Here is a 16,835-nt window from a genome sequence, read left to right on the forward strand (position 1 = left end):
AATACAATTGACGCTAAAGCCTTGACATACCCCCTGGGGGTATTGTATATTGTAGATGCAGCTGCTAATCATGCATCCTTTTATGAGAACAGGGAGGAACCGATATGCAAAACGTCAATTTGCAAGTCAAAGGAATGTCTTGCGGTCATTGCGTAAACTCTATTGAGAGCACGCTGAAAAACTTGGGGGCTACTGCCAAAGTAGACCTCGCCAGCCATTCTGTCGCCGTCCAATACGATGATGCCAAGCTGACGCTCGGCGCGATTAAAGACGCTATCGAGGATCAAGGCTACGACGTCGTCTAATAGCGGAACGAAAGATTGATCCGCTGACGCACTCAAGCAAGCGAGCCATCTTACGGTGGCTCTCTCTTTTACTCTAAAAAGTACCCCGTGGGGGTATATGACAACATAAGCAGCGAAGGTGATGAAGATGAGCGCTAACGAGCAAACAGCCGATTCGGCTCAAACGCGGCAGGCTACGATGCAAATTACTGGTATGACGTGCGCCGCGTGCGCTACGCGGATCGAGAAGGGATTGAACAAGCTGCCTGGCGTTCAGCGGGCTACCGTTAATTTGGCGATGGAAACGGCCCAAGTCGATTATGCCCCGGCCGATGCGACGCTATCCGATATGATCAAGAAAGTGGAGCAGCTCGGGTATCACGCCAAACCGAAGGAAGAAGTCAAGGACACGGCGGCTGAACGGAAGAAGGAACTCGGCAGACAAAAGCGGAAGCTGATCGTCTCGGCGATCCTGTCCTTGCCGCTGCTGTGGGCAATGGCGGGACACTTCTCCTTTACCTCCTGGCTGTGGGTGCCCGAATGGTTTATGAATCCGTGGTTCCAGCTGGCGCTGGCTACGCCGGTGCAGTTTGTGATCGGCAGAACGTTTTACGTCGGCGCCTATAAAGCGCTGCGCAACGGCAGCGCGAATATGGACGTGCTGGTAGCGCTCGGTACGTCCGCCGCCTATTTCTACAGTCTATACTTGACGCTGCGCTCGATCGGAGAGCAGCATGCTCATCAGGTCGATATGTACTACGAGACGAGCGCGGTGCTCATTACGCTGATCCTGCTTGGCAAGCTGTTCGAGGCGCTGGCGAAAGGCCGCTCCTCGGAGGCGATCAAGGCGCTGATGGGGCTCCAGGCCAAGACGGCTCTCGTCGTGAGGGACGGCAAGGAGGCGGTCGTTCCGGTAGAGGACGTTATCGCCGGCGACATCGTCATCGTCAAGCCGGGGGAGAAAATACCGGTCGACGGCGAAGTGCTGGAAGGATCGTCCGCCGTAGACGAATCGATGCTGACCGGGGAAAGCATTCCGGTCGACAAGCGGGCCGGCGACGCAGTGATCGGCGCGACCTTGAACCGCAATGGAGCGCTGCGCATTCGCGCCACCAAAGTTGGCAAGGAAACGGCGCTGGCGCAGATTATCCGGGTGGTGGAGGAAGCGCAAGGCTCGAAGGCGCCGATCCAGCGCATCGCCGACGTCATCTCGGGCATTTTCGTTCCGATCGTGGTCGGGCTTGCTATCGTTACATTCCTTGTCTGGTATTTCGGGGTCGATTCCGGCAATTTCGCCGGGGCGCTCGAGAAGGCGATCGCCGTTCTCGTTATCGCTTGTCCTTGCGCGCTCGGACTGGCCACGCCGACCTCGATTATGGCCGGCTCCGGCCGGGCTGCGGAGCTGGGTATTTTGTTCAAAGGCGGAGAATTTCTGGAGGCGACGCACCGGATCGAGACGGTCGTGCTGGACAAAACCGGCACGGTCACCAACGGCAAGCCCGAATTGACAGACACCGTACTCGAATCGTCGTGGCCGGAGGAGCGGCTGCTTTCCTGGATTGCGGCGGCCGAGCGGAATTCGGAGCATCCTTTGGCAGAGGCAATCGTACGCGGTATCGAAAGCCGGGGAATTGCCATCGCCGCATCCGAATCGTTCGAAGCCATACCGGGCTACGGCATTCGCGCCGTGTCGGAAGGGCGCGATCTGCTGGTCGGTACGCGTAAGCTGATGGCGCAGCACGGCATTTCGCTCGGAAATTCGGCTTCACGGATGACCGAACTGGAAGAACAGGGCAAGACGGTCATGCTTGCCGCCGTGGACGGAACGTACGCCGGGATGCTGGCGGTTTCCGATACGATTAAGGAGACGTCGAAGCAAGCAGTGAGCAGGCTGAAGGAGTTGGGGCTGCAGGTCGTCATGATGACCGGCGATAACGAGCGCACGGCTGCTGCTATCGCCCGCCAGGCCGGAATCGACGAGGTGCTTGCGGAAGTGCTGCCCGAAGGAAAGGCCGCCGAGGTGAAGAAACTGCAGCAGAGCGGACGCCATGTCGCCATGGTCGGGGACGGCATCAACGACGCTCCAGCGCTCGCGACGGCGGACATCGGCATGGCGGTCGGCACGGGAACCGACGTGGCGATCGCATCGGCCGACGTTACGCTGATGCGCGGAGATTTGAACGCGATTCCTGACGCTATTTACATGAGCAAGAGAACGATGGGCAACATTAAGCAAAATTTGTTCTGGGCGCTCGCCTACAATGTGATCGGCATTCCGATCGCCGCCATGGGCTTTCTTGCTCCCTGGCTAGCCGGAGCCGCGATGGCCTTGAGCTCGGTATCCGTCGTCCTGAACGCGCTGCGGCTGCAGCGAATCCGACTACAGTCCGGAGGAAAACAATGAAACGACATTGGACCGCAATCGCTTTAGCCTTATCGCTCGTATTCGTATCCGCCTGCGGCAAAGCCGCAGACCCTGCCGCTGCCGGGCATGACGGTCATGGGCAGCATGCAGGGGACGGCAAGGAGGCTGCTGTTCCCGACTCGACTAAAGCGGTTTGGAAGCTATCGGCCGCCAAGCCGCAGGCCGGGGCAAATACGACCGTTTCCGTGCAAATTCAGGACGCTCAAGGAAAGCCGGTCGAGAAATTCGACCTGAACCACGAGAAGATGATGCATTTGATTATCGTCAGTCAAGATTTGTCGGTGTTCGACCATATTCATCCGGTTTATAAGGGCGGGGGGCTATTCGAGATCGACACCCGTTTTCCGTCGGGCGGGGAATACAAGCTGTTTGCAGACTACGTACCGACGGGAGGAGCGGCTGTCACCAAGAGCGAGCGGATCGCCGTGGACGGTCCGAAAGCGGCTCCCGTCCCGATTGCGGCCGACGCCAAGCTGACGAAGACGCTGGAGGGCAAGGAAGTGACGTTGTCCTACGATCATCTGATGGCCAATATGGAGATCAAGCTGAACTTCCATCTCGTCGATGCGAAGACGAAGAAGCCGATTACCGATTTGCAGCCTTACTTGGGGGCGGTTGGCCACGTCGTCATTTTGAGCGCGGATGGGGAGCGCTATCTCCACGTGCATCCGACCGACGAGAAGGCGAAAGGTCCCGACGCCTCGTTTATGACGACCTTTCCGGCAGCCGGAACGTACAAAATATGGGGGCAATTTCAGCAAAACGGCCAAACGTTCATCGTGCCGTTCGTGGTTAACGTTCCGTAAGCCGGAGCTGCTTCCAACCTGAAAAGCACCGCATGAAGGGAGATAATAACCCCTCGTGCGGTGCTTTTTTGCTTATGCGCATAGAATTTATTGCTTGACCGGACCTTTACTGATCCAGAACGTGACGCTGCTGCCTTTCTCGACTTGCGCGTTAGGCAAAGGCTCCTGCTTGAACACGAGACCGGCTTCTTTGTCGTTCGTCTCCAAATAAAATTCATAACGCAGCCCCGAATCCAACATCAGCTTCTCTGCGACTTCCTTCGAAAGCCCGGTAATCGTTGGTACGGGGATGATCGGATTGTTGGTCGACGCGGAAGTCTGGGACGTATCCTTAGGCGGAGCGGGGACGTTCTTGACCGGCTCGCTCGTCTTCGGTGTCTGCTCGGCTACGACAGGCGCCGGCTCCGATTTCTTCGAGCTGCGGTTGAGCGAGTCGATCAGCGGCACTGAAATAACGGCGACCAAGGCTACTCCCACTACCGACGCGAGTCCGACCGCCAGCCTCTTGCCGGTCCGGAACGATCTGCGCCGCGACCGGACCGGCTCGTCGTCCTCCTCCTGCTCCTCTTCCGTCCAGAGCGGCGTAGTCTGCGGGGCTGCGGGTGCTGACGGAACGCTACTTATCGGCTCCGTACCTGGCGCGGACGGCTGCAGCATCCGGATGAACGGAAGCAGGGAAGCGAGCGTCAGCTTCTCCTTCCAAGCGTCCTGTACCGTCGCCACGAAGTCCTCTTTTTTGGCCGCGGGCAGCGCCGGCAGCGCATTTCCGAGCAGAGCGGCGATTTCGTCCGTGCCGGCGGGCGGCTGCTGCGAATGGGCGAGCAGTTGCGTCAACAGAGAGCTGAGCTCGTGGGCGAGCCGAGAGCCTTCCGCCGGGCATTCCCACGTATTGATGACGTTGATGACGCCATCTTCGGTGACCCACAGGTTATCCGCCCCAATCGAGAAGTCCATAGGGCGTTCGGTCGCCGCGTCGAGCAGCGCTTGACCCAGATCGGCGGCCATGGTCAGCGCATTCTGATAGGAATACGGCTCTTTTGCGATAAACTGCCGCAGCGAGCACCCGGGTTTATAGGAAATAATGACATGGATCGAATCCGTTCCGATTTCGGCATCCAGCACATGCAGAAAGGGCGAGTCGGTCCCGCCTTGGTGCGCCGCGCTGCCCAATTTGCGCACGTACTCGCGGACGGCCGGCTCGTCCTGCAGTTTCAGCGAATAGACGAACACGGTACGCTGCAGGGAAAGATCTTTGCCTTCATACAGCTGCCCGTCGCGGAGAGGCGCAAGCTGCTGCTTCAACTCGTACCGGTCGGAGATCGGCCTCATTGGAATCACCTCGTTTGTTTCTTTCCTGATTTCTTGCTATCGGCAACACGCCCTTTGTGCGGTCCGGAAGGGCGACGAATGGCTTGTTATCGTATAGAATGAAAAGGACAATTTCGCTTAGTGTACCATTGTTGAACGGTTCGAGCAACAGCGTGAAAGAAACGCGTTCCCGGTAAGGCTCAATAAACCCGATAACCGTTTCCATCGTCTATACAATCAGAACCGCATTCTACATATTCGTCCATGAACCGACATGGAACGGGTTTTCCGGGAGTGAGTACTGCGCTATGAAAGCTGCACCGACAAGACGACTATGGAAAAGAATAGCGATAGCTGCCGTCGCGGTATGCGGCGTTCTCGTTGCCGGAGCTGCGACTTATGCCGGGATTTTGGCCCATAAGGCGGATACGGCTCTCAGCCGGATTTCCGCCGGAGCGGGGGAAGGGGCGCCTGCGGCTCCGATCGTTCCCGACAAGGGAAAAGATCCGGCGATGAAACCGATGCTGTTCCTCATTGCCGGCGTGGACAATCGGGAAGGAGGCGGCGGATCGATGAACACCGACGTCATGATGCTGGCCGCCCTGAATCCGGAGCGCCGCGCCGCTACGATCGTCTCGCTGCCGCGCGACGTGCAGCTGAAGCCGAAGGGACTGTCGTCGCAGAAAGCCAACTACTATTATGCTTACTATTATAACAAAGATCGGAACGAGGCGATTACGAATACGAAAAGCTTTTTCGGCGATCTTCTCGGCCTGCCTGTCGATTACATGGCGGTCATCAATTTCGACGGATTTCGCAAGCTTGTCGACGCGCTGGGAGGCGTGCGTCTCGAAGTCGACATGGACATGCGCTACATCGATGACGAGGACGGAACGAACATCAACCTGAAAAAAGGACTGCAGACGCTTACCGGCAGCCAGACGCTGGACTTTGTACGATACCGCAAATCGAATCAGGGCACCGCGGAGTCATCGGATATCGCCCGCAACGAGAGGCAGCATATCGTGCTGGAGCAGCTGCTCGACAAGCTGACGACGCTTGGAGGCATTACGCAGTGGGGAAAAGTGTTGGACATCGCCGGGCAAAGCCTGAAAACCGACATTCCCGAATCCGTCCTGCGTGATTGGATTGGCCAGTTCCGCCAGCTGAAGCCGGAGCGGATCGACTTCGTTCCGATCGACGGCAAGTGGGACAGTCCGTACATCGTTCCTGCGGAGAGCGCGGTGCAAGCGGCCGTTAACGCGCTGCGGGCGCAGCTGGAGCTGCCAGAAAACCCTTCGTTCCGTCCGGCCGACGTTATCGGAGTAGAGCGGGAGGAGACGCAAACGGTAACAAACGATACGTACCGCAAAAGGCCGTAGCCGAAAGAGGCTCGGCCTCTTTCTTTTGCTGCGGCATACCGTCTGTAAAGAATCCGGACTACGATCTATCGATCGCTTCGGCCATCGTCTTGTCGGTCAGGTGGGCATAAATTTGCGTCGTTTCCGGCGAAGCGTGGCCGAGCTGATCCTGCGTTTTGTACAGATCGTTGCGGAGGTAATAATCGGTGGCGAACGAATGGCGCAGCTTATGGACGGACAAGTACGGCTTGCCGAAATATTTGGCGTATTTGATCACCATTTCCTGAATGGCCCGTTTCGTCATGCGCTTGCCTTCTTTCGACCCGTTGGGAACCGTGAGAAACAGCGCTTTTTCTTTTTTGTCCGGGTTGTAGCGGATCGCCCGCACGTCCAGGTAAGCGGTCAATTCGGCGATCGCCTCCTGACGGAAGTAAACAGGGGTTTTAAACGTCTCGTCGTTTTTCCCTTTGCGGTACACGTAAAGGAGTTTTTTCTTCATATCCATATCTTCCGTGTTCAGATTGACAACCTCCGACACACGGAGTCCGGAGTTCAGAATCAGGCTGACGATGCAGACGTCGCGGATTTTGTTCAGCTCGTAGGCGTATACAGCCTGCTTGTTTCGCGCCACGGTGTGGGGGTAGCCGATTTTTACATAGTCGATAAACTCGACAATTTCCGCTTCCTGCAGCAGCTTGCCCTCCAGCTTGGCCGCCGTATCCTTCGGCTTGTGCGTCCGCTTGATCTCCACCTTGGCCATGACGTTCCGCTTGAGCAGCGGATAAAACTGTTCATCCTCGGCAATCTGGCTCAAATAGTGAAACAGCGAGCGCAGCGAGGACAGCTTGCGCGATATGGTCGTGCGCGTATTCGCCTGGTCCCGCTTGGTGGATAAAAACATCCGGTACGTATCGATATTTTCCATGCGGAGCTTTTCCAGAACGGCAATCGGCACGTCCTTCATGGCGGTGGCGTCGCACAGTCCTTCGGCCATCAGCCAGTTGAAGAACGTCTCATAGTCCCGCACGTACTCCAGCAGGGAGGAGGGGGATAAGTCAGGCAGTTTGTAGTTGACGAATTGCTCGACATACCAGGGCATGGACGGAATTTTTTTGTCCAGCTCCTGGCGGTCCTTTTGTTTGATGACGTTCAACGAAAGCTCACCTCGCGTTCTTGAATCTGGCCGTCCGCTTCATCTATATCGCGGGCGGTTCGCTGACGAGCGTAATCGTGAACGAAACCCGCTGCATTGTCGATTCGAGACCGGTGCGCATGTTCGCCCGGCCCTGGGCTTCCATCAGGTCGAAATATTTGTAGTAAATTTCCGCTTCCTCCAATACCTCTGTGCGATAAGGCGCTTCCTCGATAAAAAAGCTGCCGTCCGCAAGTTTGAGCACGTGGCCGTTTCGGATTCTGGACATTTCGCATCACCTCGATTTCGTCGCTATATTCACTATAAACGATTTCGGGGCCAAGGCGAAGCCCGGACGAGAAAATACGGCTAATCGGTAGCCCTGAAATTTGTATATGGAATGATTGACGATTAAATAAATATTGAGTATATTATATATAATATATTATGAATCATCCGACAGGAGGCGTGAAAAAGCGTTTGGTCAGCCGCACGGTCATACGTTCAGTCAGCAATGGAAAATCGTTTTGATAACGTTTTCAAAAAGGTATAGCACTGAACTTGGGGGAGGCATCCGCAATGATCAATTCTGCACACTTGCTAACCGATGAACAGATGGCGCAATTTATCGCTCACGGTTTTTTGCAGCTTCAGACCAATTTTTCCGAGCCGTTTCATCAGTCCGTCCTGCGTAAAATGAATGAAGTGTATGCCAGCGAAGGCAATCTCGGCAACAATCTCGTGCCGCGCATCCCGGAAATTCAGGATTTCTTCGACCATCCGACGGTGAAGGGTGCCTTGACCAGCATTCTGGGGCCGAACTATATCATGCACGCCCACCGGCACGGGCATTACAACCGTCCCGGCACGAGCGACGGGGGATGGCACAAGGATAACTACTGGGGCAATGAGAAGACCCGCAACCATGTGCCGTGGTCGGCGATGATCTTCTATTATCCTCAGGATGTAACCGCCGATATGGGACCGACCGACATCATACCCGGATCGCAAAATCGCTACCACGCCGATACGGCTGCAGAGGGTAATCTTCCCGTCATCGGCAAGGCGGGTACAATGGCATTGATTTCTTACGATATATGGCACAGGGCGACGGCCAATACGTCGGCGAACGCACGGTATATGCTCAAGTTTTTGTTTTTCCGTATGGAGGCGCCCAAGGGACCGGAGTGGAACAACCGGAGAACCGTCTGGCAGACGCCTTCCGACATGCTGCCCGTCAAGGACAATACGCTGCTCTGGAACCATGTGTGGAATTGGATGTCCGGCTCGCCGGGCTGGAAGGATCGCGCTGCCGGCCAAGCGGCGCCCGCCGCTTCGACCGACGGCAAGTCCGATGCCGAGCTGCAGACAGCTTTGACCGGGGCAGACGAGAACGAGGCGCTTAACGCCGCTTATGCGTTGGCTGCTCTAGGCGAGAAGGGCATCCCTGCACTGATCGCCGGGCTGGAGCATTCCGGTCCCGGCGCGACCGACCCGCTTTCGTTTTCCGTTACCCGGCTGTGCGCTCACGGGTTGGCGGCGATCGGGGCGGCGGCGGTTCCGGCGTTAACCGAGGCGCTGGCCCGTCCGTACGCCAATAAGGACGTCCTCGGACAAATCGCCTTTGCTTTGGGCGAAATCGGGGAAGCGGCTTCTTCGGCCGTACCGGAGCTGCTCCCGCTGCTGAAGGACGACTCCGTCTTTATACGCCAGCATGTTGCCGAAGCGCTCGGCACGATCCGTCAGCCGGTTTCGCTCACGGTACCCGCCTTGAGCGAGGCGCTTGAAGACCGCGATCCATATGTGCGGTTCACGGCTGGTTTGGCATTGGCCCGGATCGGACCGGAAGCGGGGGCGGCCGTTCCGGCCTTGAAGCGTGCGCTCCGTCAGGACGATGTCGTGCCGCTTCTGTCCGCCCCGAAGGCCGATCAAGGTACGCGGTACGTATCGGCAATTGCCGCGGCCGCATTACAGCGTATCCGCACGGATGAAGCGCTGGACGTACTGCTGCCTTATTTGCAGACGGCCCGCTGGTGTCCGGCTACATCGAAAGCATCTACGTTCTAACACATTCCTTCCGCCCTTCGGCCGCGTCTGTAATCTGATGCGGGCGGTGGGCGGCCCACCTCACTAGTACAAAGTCAGAGCTAATCCTGTGTACTCCGGTAGGCACAATCCCTTGGGGTGCAAGGGATTCAGTTCATTCCAAGGATACCGTTTAAGGTCTGACTTTGTATTAGATCGACAGTACCCGATCTTCCCGGCTTCTCACCCCAACCCGGACAGGAGTGTTTCTTTTGAGATTACCACGGATCCTTGTATCGGCAGCCTCTTTTTCATTGCTCGCTCTTTTTGTAAGCGCTTGCGGAAGCTCGGATGCGACAGAAACGGCGAAGAAGGAGCCAGCCGCACCCGAGACCCCGAAGGTTAACAACCAGCCGGTCACGGTCAAGATCGCCGTCCATGCGGGCATCGTCAACGACGCCGACCTGAAGCGTTATTTTATAGACCCGGTCAAACAGAAATTTCCGCACATCACGATTGAGCGCATCAACGTCGCGGATAAAGGCTCCAGCCTCAACGAGCTGGTCGCGGCAGGAACGACGCCCGATATGGTCATCAACTACCCGTACAACCTGACCGACCTGACGAAGCTCGGCATCGATTACAATATGGACGATCTGATCAAAAAACAAGGGATCGACTTGAACCGGATCAGCCCGGAATATTTGGAGTCGATCAAGGTTGTAAACGGCTTCAACTATTATACCGGCTTGCCGATGAACAACAATACGTTCGCCTTGTATTACAATAAAGATATATTCGACCGGTTCGGGGTGGCTTATCCGAAGGACGGCATGACGTGGGAGGACGTCCGCGAGGTGGCCGTCAAGCTGACCCGGAACGAGGGAGGCGTGCAGTACTACGGCATTTTCCCGGATAACGTGTACCGCGGCGCTTACCAGGCTAGCCTGCCTTTCGTCGATTTGAAAAACAATAAATCGGTATTTCAGACCGACGAATGGAAAAACTTGTTCCAGCTCTGGTATACCCTATACACGTTCCCGGGCGCGCCGATCATGCCGAAGGAAATGAACACGGTCAACGGCTTCAAAACCGGCCAGATCGCCATGTTCTCCGGCTATTCCGGCCAATTGCCGGATCTGCTGTCCATGAAGGATCTGAAATGGGACGTTGTCACTTACCCGTCCAACAAGAGCGCCCCCGGCGTCGGGCAGCGGGTGGATTCGCCGATGATGTCGGTCACCAATACGAGCAAGGTGAAGGACGCGGCGATGCAGATCATCTCCGTCATCCTGTCGGACGAGGTGCAGACGGAGATGACCAAAAACCTGCAATCGTCCGTTCTGAAGGACCCGAAAATCAACGCCCAATTCGGCAAAGCGACTCCGGAGTTGGCTTCCAAAAACGTCGTCGCCTTCACGAAGCCGAAGGTCGCCGTACTGAAGCCGTTCGGCTTCGTGCCGGTCGGCAGCGCGGCGGGCATTCCGATCGCCGCCTTCACCGACCTGCTGTATGCCGGCAAGGACGTCAACACCGTGCTGCGCGAAGCCGACGAGAAAATGACGAAGGTGATCGCCGAGGAGCTGCAAAAAATCAAATAATCCGGACTGCGGCTCATCGGGGCCGCAGTCTTTTTTCGCGTGAACGGAAGGAATCCGACAAGCGGCGGAGAATACAAAAAACGAACGTCTGATCGTTGCGAACCGATAACGGAGCGCCGGCTTGACGCAGCAAGAGCCTCAAGAGCGTTAGCTGCACACGGTAAGGAGGAAGTCATACTGGCTAACATCGTATCATCGGGCGTCGTTATCGTATTGCTGGCCGGGGCCGGATGGCTGTTCGCCGCTCCCGCGAAGGCGGGCCGCAGACGCAGCGGCAATGGAGCCATAGTCCAAGCGACCGGCTACGCGCTGTTATTCCTGGCGGTCTCTCTGCTTATCTTCGAGATATGGCTGTATTACGATGGAATCGCGCACAGCCGCGATCATTAGGTTGAAATCGATAGAGCAGTCCGGCTCTCCCGCATGGGCAGACGGGCTGTTCTTCTGTGAGGCGTCGGTTAGCCGTTGCCGGACGCCGCAACACGGCTTGACACTTGAACGTTATTAGCTTGTATACTTAAGGGCAGAGACAGGAAGAAAGGTGTGCATCATGAAAAAGCTTATCTGGATGAGCTGCCTGTCGTATTTGGTCATCGGCATGGCGCACGTGGTGGCGGGAGCCATTCTGGAGCCGCTCCTCTCCAAGTACGGGCTCGATTACCAATCGGGCGGCCAATTTATTATGAATCAATTTCTCGGCTTCCTGGGCGGCGTGCTCATTACGCCATGGCTGTCCGGCCGGATCGGAGCGCGTAATACGCTGCTGGTGGCTTTAGGAACCTTGACGGCAGCCGAAGCGTTGTACAGCTTGTTCCTTCCGTGGGGCTGGATGCTGGCGATCGCGCCGTTTGCGGGCTTCGGCTTTGGCATGACGGAGGCGATTATCGGGGCGGTCATTATCGAGTACGTCGAGGAGAAGAAGGCGTCGGCTATGACGTTTATCGAAACGTTTTTCGGCGTGGGCGCGCTCGCCATGCCGATCTTTGCCGCTCTGCTGATCAAGAACGGCATATGGGAGCTTTCGTTTCCTATCGTAGCTATCGTCTCGGCGGTGACCATGGTCCTTTGGCTGACGACGTCCTTCGGCCGCGCCGACGCCCTGATGGCCCGCAAGCCGCAGCACCTGCATAAAGACGCCGATCGTCCGGCGAAACTGCGCTATCCCGCTGCCGGCAGGCCGATTCTTCTGTTAAGCCTGCTTTTTTTCATGTTATATGTGGGCATGGAGATGAGCTTCTCCAATTACTTGCCTTCCATCATGATCGAACGGCTCGGGCTGCCGGAGGCGGGAGCGGCTTCGACAATCAGCATGTTCTGGGGGCTGATGGTGGCGGGGCGGCTAATCGCCGGAAGGATGGCGGAACGCAGCGGCTACGGGCGCTTTCTGCTGTTTTCTACGGGAGCCGGCATGCTATCCATGATCGCGCTCTGTTTGACCGGGCAAGCGGGCTGGAGCCTGTTCCTTATCGGTTTGAGCGGTCTGGTCTGGGCCGGCGTATTCGCCGTTGGGCTCGTCTACGTCAACCAGCTGCTGCCAGGCTTTACGGGAAGGACGACGAGCCTGCTCGTCGCTTTCGGCGGTTTGGGAGGGGCGCTGTTCCCTAAGCTGACCGGTTGGATCATGGACAAGTATGATGCCGCTTCGACGCTGACCATGCTTGCCGGCATGACGGTCGTTATGCTGGCGCTGATGATTGCGCTCGCGCTGCTGGAGCGAAGACCGCAGCCCGACCCGCTCCGTTCTTGAAGAGGCGGACAAGCACTGCGTCGGCTGCCTCGAATGCGGGTAATGTAGCGCATAAGGTTAATCTTTCCAGCAAATACGGAACGGAAAGGAAGAGGACAGATGAGACGGATACCCGACTATGAAACGACATCCCGGATCGGAGCCCGCAAGCCGGTCCGGCGCAGCCGGAGCATGCTGCTCGCACTTTGCGCGGGATTCCTGCTCGCCGCGGCCGGTCCGGTTGCGATCGGTTTGCCTTCCGCGCACGTACAGGCGGAGGCGGGAAGCTCCTTGACGCTCGTCTCCCGGTCCATCGCCATCGACGGCAAATCGGTCACGCTGCCGACTGCGAACGTGAGCGGCAATACGTATATCGGCCTGCGCTCCTTGAACGAGAAGCTGAATCTGACGACGGACTGGAATGCGGCCAAGCGCATCATAACGGTAACCGGGCGCGGACGATCCTTGACGCTGGAAGCGGATAGCGGCACCTATACGCTGAACGATCAGCATGTGTACGGCTTGCCGGCAATTATACAGGACGGCACGACCTACGTGCCGCTTCGCCTGCTTCTGGAAATGATGGGCTACGACATCTCGTACGATCCGGCCACGCGGGCGATCGGCATCGAGACGATTGCCGAGAACATTTTGACGATCCAGACGTCCACTATTACCGAGGAACAAACCAAGCAATCGCTTCGGGTGCATTATCCGCAAATCGCCGGTTTCGCCAAGGAGGACGTGCAGCACAGCATAAACGCCTTCCTGAAGGAGGAAGCCGAAACGCATGCCAAGTGGGGGCGGGAAGAGCTGGCCAAGGCTGCGGCTGCGAATGCGGAGGAAACGATACGGCCGGTCAGCTATGAGGGGAATTATCGGATTACGTATAATCGGGACGATCGGCTGAGCCTATACGTCGATTATTATATTTTTACGGGCGGGGCACACGGGTTGACGGTTCGGCAGCCATATACGTTCGATCTGACAACCGGCAAGCTGTTGTCGCTGAAAGACGTCGCCAAAGGCGATCCCAACTATGTGAATACGATTAATCAGATCATCCGCACGCATATTAGCGAGGCGGGACTGACGATGCTGGCGCCCTTCGAATCGATTGAGCCGGAACGGGATTTTTTTCTCAAGAACGACGCGGTCGTCATTTATTTCGAACAGTACGAATATACCCCGTACGCGGCGGGCATGCCGGAATTCGAAATTCCGTTTGATGCGTTCGGTCGTTAATCGAGCGAAGCTTTTCCAATCGGGCATCGGCAGGTCAGTCGGTCCGAATCATGAACAAAGACGCTTCCAACATCCCGTTATAAGCGGGGCTGGAAGCGTCTTTTGTTTGAGGGGGGCCAGTCGTTCATCCCTGAACGATGTCGGATGACGGTTTGTTTGCGCCGCGTTTGGCCAGCGACTCGGCGTCAGGTGCGGGATGGAACGGAGTGACCGTTCTGTTCTTCCCGGACCGTTTGGCTGCGTACAGCAGGGCGTCCACGTCCTCGAACAAGCTTTGCTTCGTATCGGTGATGGCATAGCTCTTCAGCCCGATGCTAAGCGTAACCGGCGTGTCTCGCAGCTCCTCGTGCATCGTCTGGGAGAGCCGGAGCCGGATGCTTTCAATCACGGCGTACGCCTCGTCGAAGGTTTGCTCGAACAGCAATAGGGCGAACTCTTCTCCTCCGTACCGGCAAGCGATATCGACCGGTGAAATGCGCTCCTGGATCGTCTCGGATACCCGCGACAAAATAATATCTCCGACGCGGTGGCCGTACGTATCGTTGATTGTCTTGAAGTTATCGATATCGATCAGGCACAGGTGAAACGGCGTTCCTTCGTCTCCGAACTCAAGCGCCTTCTCATAGAACTCGTGAAACGCGATATGATTGAAAAGCTTGGTCAAGGCGTCCGTCTTCGAAAGTTGCGAGATGATGGCATTCTCCACTATCAGATCCTGTTTTGCGATAAGGGTATGCTCCAGATTTCTCCATACCTCGCGTCCGCTTATTATAATGATGCAAGCTACCCAGGTGCTGACCGCAATAAAAATCGGAATGGCGATCAGGTCGAACGGACTGATGAACGACCGGAACCAGTCGTCCCAAACGTAAAGCGCCGCAAAGCCAACGATCTGCAGGGATGCGGAGAAAAAGGTCAGTCTCAGCCGAAAGAAAAAGGTTGAGGCAAATATCGGCAGAAGCATTATAGCCGACATGATCCGGATATCTGCGTTCAGATGAATCAACACCATAGAAATGACCGTTCCGGCTACAAGTAGAGAATAGTAGGCGTATTTACCGGACACGTACTGAATATAGTGGGCCAAAGCGACGATCCCGGCCATGAACAGAGTCGGGTAAAGCAATATCGAATAATAAAACGTATGCGCATCCGCAGGATAAGGCAGCAGCAGGAATGAAAGCAGCTGCGCCACAGCATGTACCGCAATGACAGTCCAATAGGTGGTTATAAACCTTTTGCTCCACCTCGTCTGTCTTTGAAAAGGACTGGCGGACGGGTTCGGAAAGTCGCTCTTTTTCAATGCTTTCATCCTCGCTGACTTGTTCTGATTAGGGACGCATTTAGTTGAGCCGTCTTTTAAGAGTATCGCTTTTTCGGCAAAAAGCAAATACGGCTCGCCGATTATCATTGACGGATGCGTTAAAATAAAATGGTCCCATTGAACTATAAAATCCCGGATTATGTCGTTTATCGGCAGGAAATAAGAATCATTTTGTTTGTTTTTTAACTATTTTTATAAAACAATGCCGATGGATATGCCGAGGTCCGCGGCTTTTTCGTGTATCCGGGTCGTTTGACTTTACAGAAAATTTAACTTCGTTAAGCAGTAAAACGATGTGCGACCTTTTGTGCCGAGAAAATACCGGACGATCGGGACCGATTCGGCCCATAGCGGAGTGCCTTTTCCGGGCACACCGCTCACGGTTTCCTCGCAGCTCCTCATGCTGAAACAGCCCGCCTGGGGCGGCTTTTAACGCCTTTGAACAAAAAAAGAAGGCATTCGCAAAAAAAGAAGCGTGCCCCGAAGAAAACGTGCATTGCCGAAAAAAAAGTGAAGCTTTCCTCCTGCCCCACCGGCTGGTATGGTCATCTCAACGATTCGCCCGGCGGTATTCCGCCGATAGATCCAGCAAGCGAGTCGCAAGCAAAGGAGGGGGGATATGGATCAGATAGCCGAACGGTTGGCCAAAGCGCCGACAGAGGAAGCGGCGCCGCATGCGGGGCCGGGCAACAAGGCCGGCTGGCGGCGAAGCTGGAGAAGGGACAAGACGCTATATCTGCTGCTAGTCCCGGTGGCTATTTATTTCCTATTGTTCAAGTACGCCCCGCTGTTCGGAGAAGTGATGGCGTTCAAAAATTACCGGCTCTCCGAGGGCATCTGGAACAGCCCGTGGGTCGGGCTGGAGCAGTTTCGCAAGCTGTTCACGAGTCGCGATTTTTGGCAGATTCTGCGAAATACGCTGCTGCTGAACGTCTACAACCTCGTATTCGCATTCCCGGTGCCGATCGCGTTGGCGTTAATGCTGAACGAGCTGCGCAAGGAGTGGTACAAGCGGCTGCTGCAAAACTTGCTGTACATCCCGCACTTCATGTCATGGATCGTACTCGGGAGCATCGTCATCGCACTGCTGTCGCCGAGCACCGGTATCGTCAACGCGCTGCTCAAGCTGCTCGGATTCGAGCCGATCTATTTCATGGCCAGTCCGGTATGGTGGCCGGTCGCCTTCGTCGGGTCGAGCATCTGGAGGGAAGCGGGCTTCGGCACCATTCTGTACCTCGCGGCGATGTCGTCCATCGATCCGCATTTGTATGAAGCGGCCGCAATGGACGGTGCGCGCAAATGGCGGCAAATCTGGCACGTGACCTTGCCGGGCATCCGCAGCACGATGGCCATTCTGCTCGTCTTGCAGATGGGGCGGATGATGGATGTCGGCTTCGAGCAGATTTACGCGCTGCAAAACTCAGCCGTCACCGGCGTTTCCGAGGTTATCAGCACGTACGTATACAAGCGGGGTATCGTCGGTTTGCAATACAGCTATACGACGGCGCTCGGCCTGTTCCAATCGGTCGTGTCGCTTATTCTGGTCGTGACGGTCAACCGGCTGATCCGGGCGATGGGGGAGAGGGGGTTATGGTAGC

The 16,835-nt window shown here is 56.3% G+C and carries 14 protein-coding genes; 10 read left to right on the forward strand and 4 right to left on the reverse strand.

What is annotated here, in order from left to right:
• Positions 1 to 104: 104 nt before the first annotated feature.
• The 3 genes from ABD796_RS15400 (at position 105) to ABD796_RS15410 (ending at position 3,515) form a co-directional block, all read left to right on the forward strand.
• Entirely contained in the window at positions 105 to 305 is a 201-nt protein-coding gene (locus ABD796_RS15400) for a copper ion binding protein (RefSeq protein ID WP_344909035.1), read from the forward strand.
• 127 nt (positions 306 to 432) lie between these two features.
• Positions 433 to 2,688, forward strand: a complete 2,256-nt coding sequence (locus ABD796_RS15405; RefSeq protein ID WP_344909036.1) for a heavy metal translocating P-type ATPase — start codon at positions 433 to 435, stop codon at positions 2,686 to 2,688.
• Positions 2,685 to 3,515 carry a hypothetical protein gene (locus ABD796_RS15410; protein WP_344909037.1) on the forward strand — a complete coding sequence of 277 codons (831 nt, stop codon included), beginning with the start codon at positions 2,685 to 2,687 and terminating at the stop codon, positions 3,513 to 3,515. Before ABD796_RS15405 ends, ABD796_RS15410 begins: the two co-directional genes overlap by 4 nt.
• 87 nt (positions 3,516 to 3,602) lie before the next feature.
• On the opposite strand, the gene ABD796_RS15415 is transcribed toward ABD796_RS15410, so the two are convergent.
• A complete protein-coding gene (locus tag ABD796_RS15415; RefSeq protein WP_344909038.1) occupies positions 3,603 to 4,844 on the reverse strand; it encodes a PASTA domain-containing protein in 1,242 nt (413 codons plus the stop codon).
• Positions 4,845 to 5,131: 287 nt separating this feature from the next.
• Here ABD796_RS15415 and ABD796_RS15420 point away from each other — a divergent pair, with 287 nt between their 5' ends.
• Positions 5,132 to 6,205, forward strand: coding sequence for an LCP family protein (locus ABD796_RS15420; protein WP_344909039.1), 1,074 nt, complete (start codon positions 5,132 to 5,134; stop codon positions 6,203 to 6,205).
• 58 nt (positions 6,206 to 6,263) lie between these two features.
• Here the strand turns inward: ABD796_RS15420 and xerS are convergent, their stop codons facing one another.
• Together xerS and ABD796_RS15430 are read right to left on the reverse strand one after the other, a co-directional pair.
• On the reverse strand, positions 6,264 to 7,337 hold the full coding sequence (gene xerS, locus ABD796_RS15425; RefSeq protein WP_344909040.1) for a tyrosine recombinase XerS: 1,074 nt from the start codon (positions 7,335 to 7,337) through the stop codon (positions 6,264 to 6,266).
• A gap of 43 nt (positions 7,338 to 7,380) precedes the next feature.
• A complete protein-coding gene (locus ABD796_RS15430) occupies positions 7,381 to 7,605 on the reverse strand; it encodes a hypothetical protein (RefSeq protein WP_344909041.1) in 225 nt (74 codons plus the stop codon).
• Between the two features lie 290 nt (positions 7,606 to 7,895).
• Between ABD796_RS15430 and ABD796_RS15435 the strand changes: the two genes are divergently transcribed.
• The 5 genes from ABD796_RS15435 to ABD796_RS15455 all read left to right on the forward strand — a co-directional run bounded on the left by ABD796_RS15435 (position 7,896) and on the right by ABD796_RS15455 (position 13,913).
• Positions 7,896 to 9,383: a HEAT repeat domain-containing protein gene (locus ABD796_RS15435; protein WP_344909042.1), complete on the forward strand. Its 1,488-nt coding sequence runs from the start codon at positions 7,896 to 7,898 to the stop codon at positions 9,381 to 9,383.
• A gap of 230 nt (positions 9,384 to 9,613) precedes the next feature.
• Positions 9,614 to 10,942, forward strand: a complete 1,329-nt coding sequence (locus tag ABD796_RS15440; RefSeq protein WP_344909043.1) for an ABC transporter substrate-binding protein — start codon at positions 9,614 to 9,616, stop codon at positions 10,940 to 10,942.
• 39 nt (positions 10,943 to 10,981) lie between these two features.
• Positions 10,982 to 11,332 carry a hypothetical protein gene (locus ABD796_RS15445; protein WP_344909044.1) on the forward strand — a complete coding sequence of 117 codons (351 nt, stop codon included), beginning with the start codon at positions 10,982 to 10,984 and terminating at the stop codon, positions 11,330 to 11,332.
• A 160-nt stretch (positions 11,333 to 11,492) separates the two neighbouring features.
• Positions 11,493 to 12,689, forward strand: a complete 1,197-nt coding sequence (locus ABD796_RS15450; protein ID WP_344909045.1) for an MFS transporter — start codon at positions 11,493 to 11,495, stop codon at positions 12,687 to 12,689.
• 99 nt (positions 12,690 to 12,788) lie between these two features.
• The gene (locus ABD796_RS15455; protein ID WP_344909046.1) at positions 12,789 to 13,913 is read left to right on the forward strand and encodes a PdaC/SigV domain-containing protein; all 1,125 of its coding nucleotides are present in this window, start codon (positions 12,789 to 12,791) and stop codon (positions 13,911 to 13,913) included.
• 124 nt (positions 13,914 to 14,037) lie between these two features.
• Here ABD796_RS15455 and ABD796_RS15460 read toward each other — a convergent pair whose 3' ends face one another.
• Positions 14,038 to 15,216 (reverse strand): GGDEF domain-containing protein, encoded by a 1,179-nt coding sequence (locus tag ABD796_RS15460; protein WP_344909047.1) that lies wholly within the window; start codon positions 15,214 to 15,216, stop codon positions 14,038 to 14,040.
• Positions 15,217 to 15,856: 640 nt separating this feature from the next.
• Here ABD796_RS15460 and ABD796_RS15465 point away from each other — a divergent pair.
• Entirely contained in the window at positions 15,857 to 16,834 is a 978-nt protein-coding gene (locus ABD796_RS15465; protein WP_344909048.1) for an ABC transporter permease, read from the forward strand.
• The last annotated feature ends 1 nt before the right edge of the window (position 16,835 follow it).

The sequence above is a fragment of the Paenibacillus hodogayensis genome (assembly GCF_039536325.1).
Taxonomy (GTDB): Bacteria; Bacillota; Bacilli; order Paenibacillales; family NBRC-103111; genus Paenibacillus_AB; species Paenibacillus_AB hodogayensis.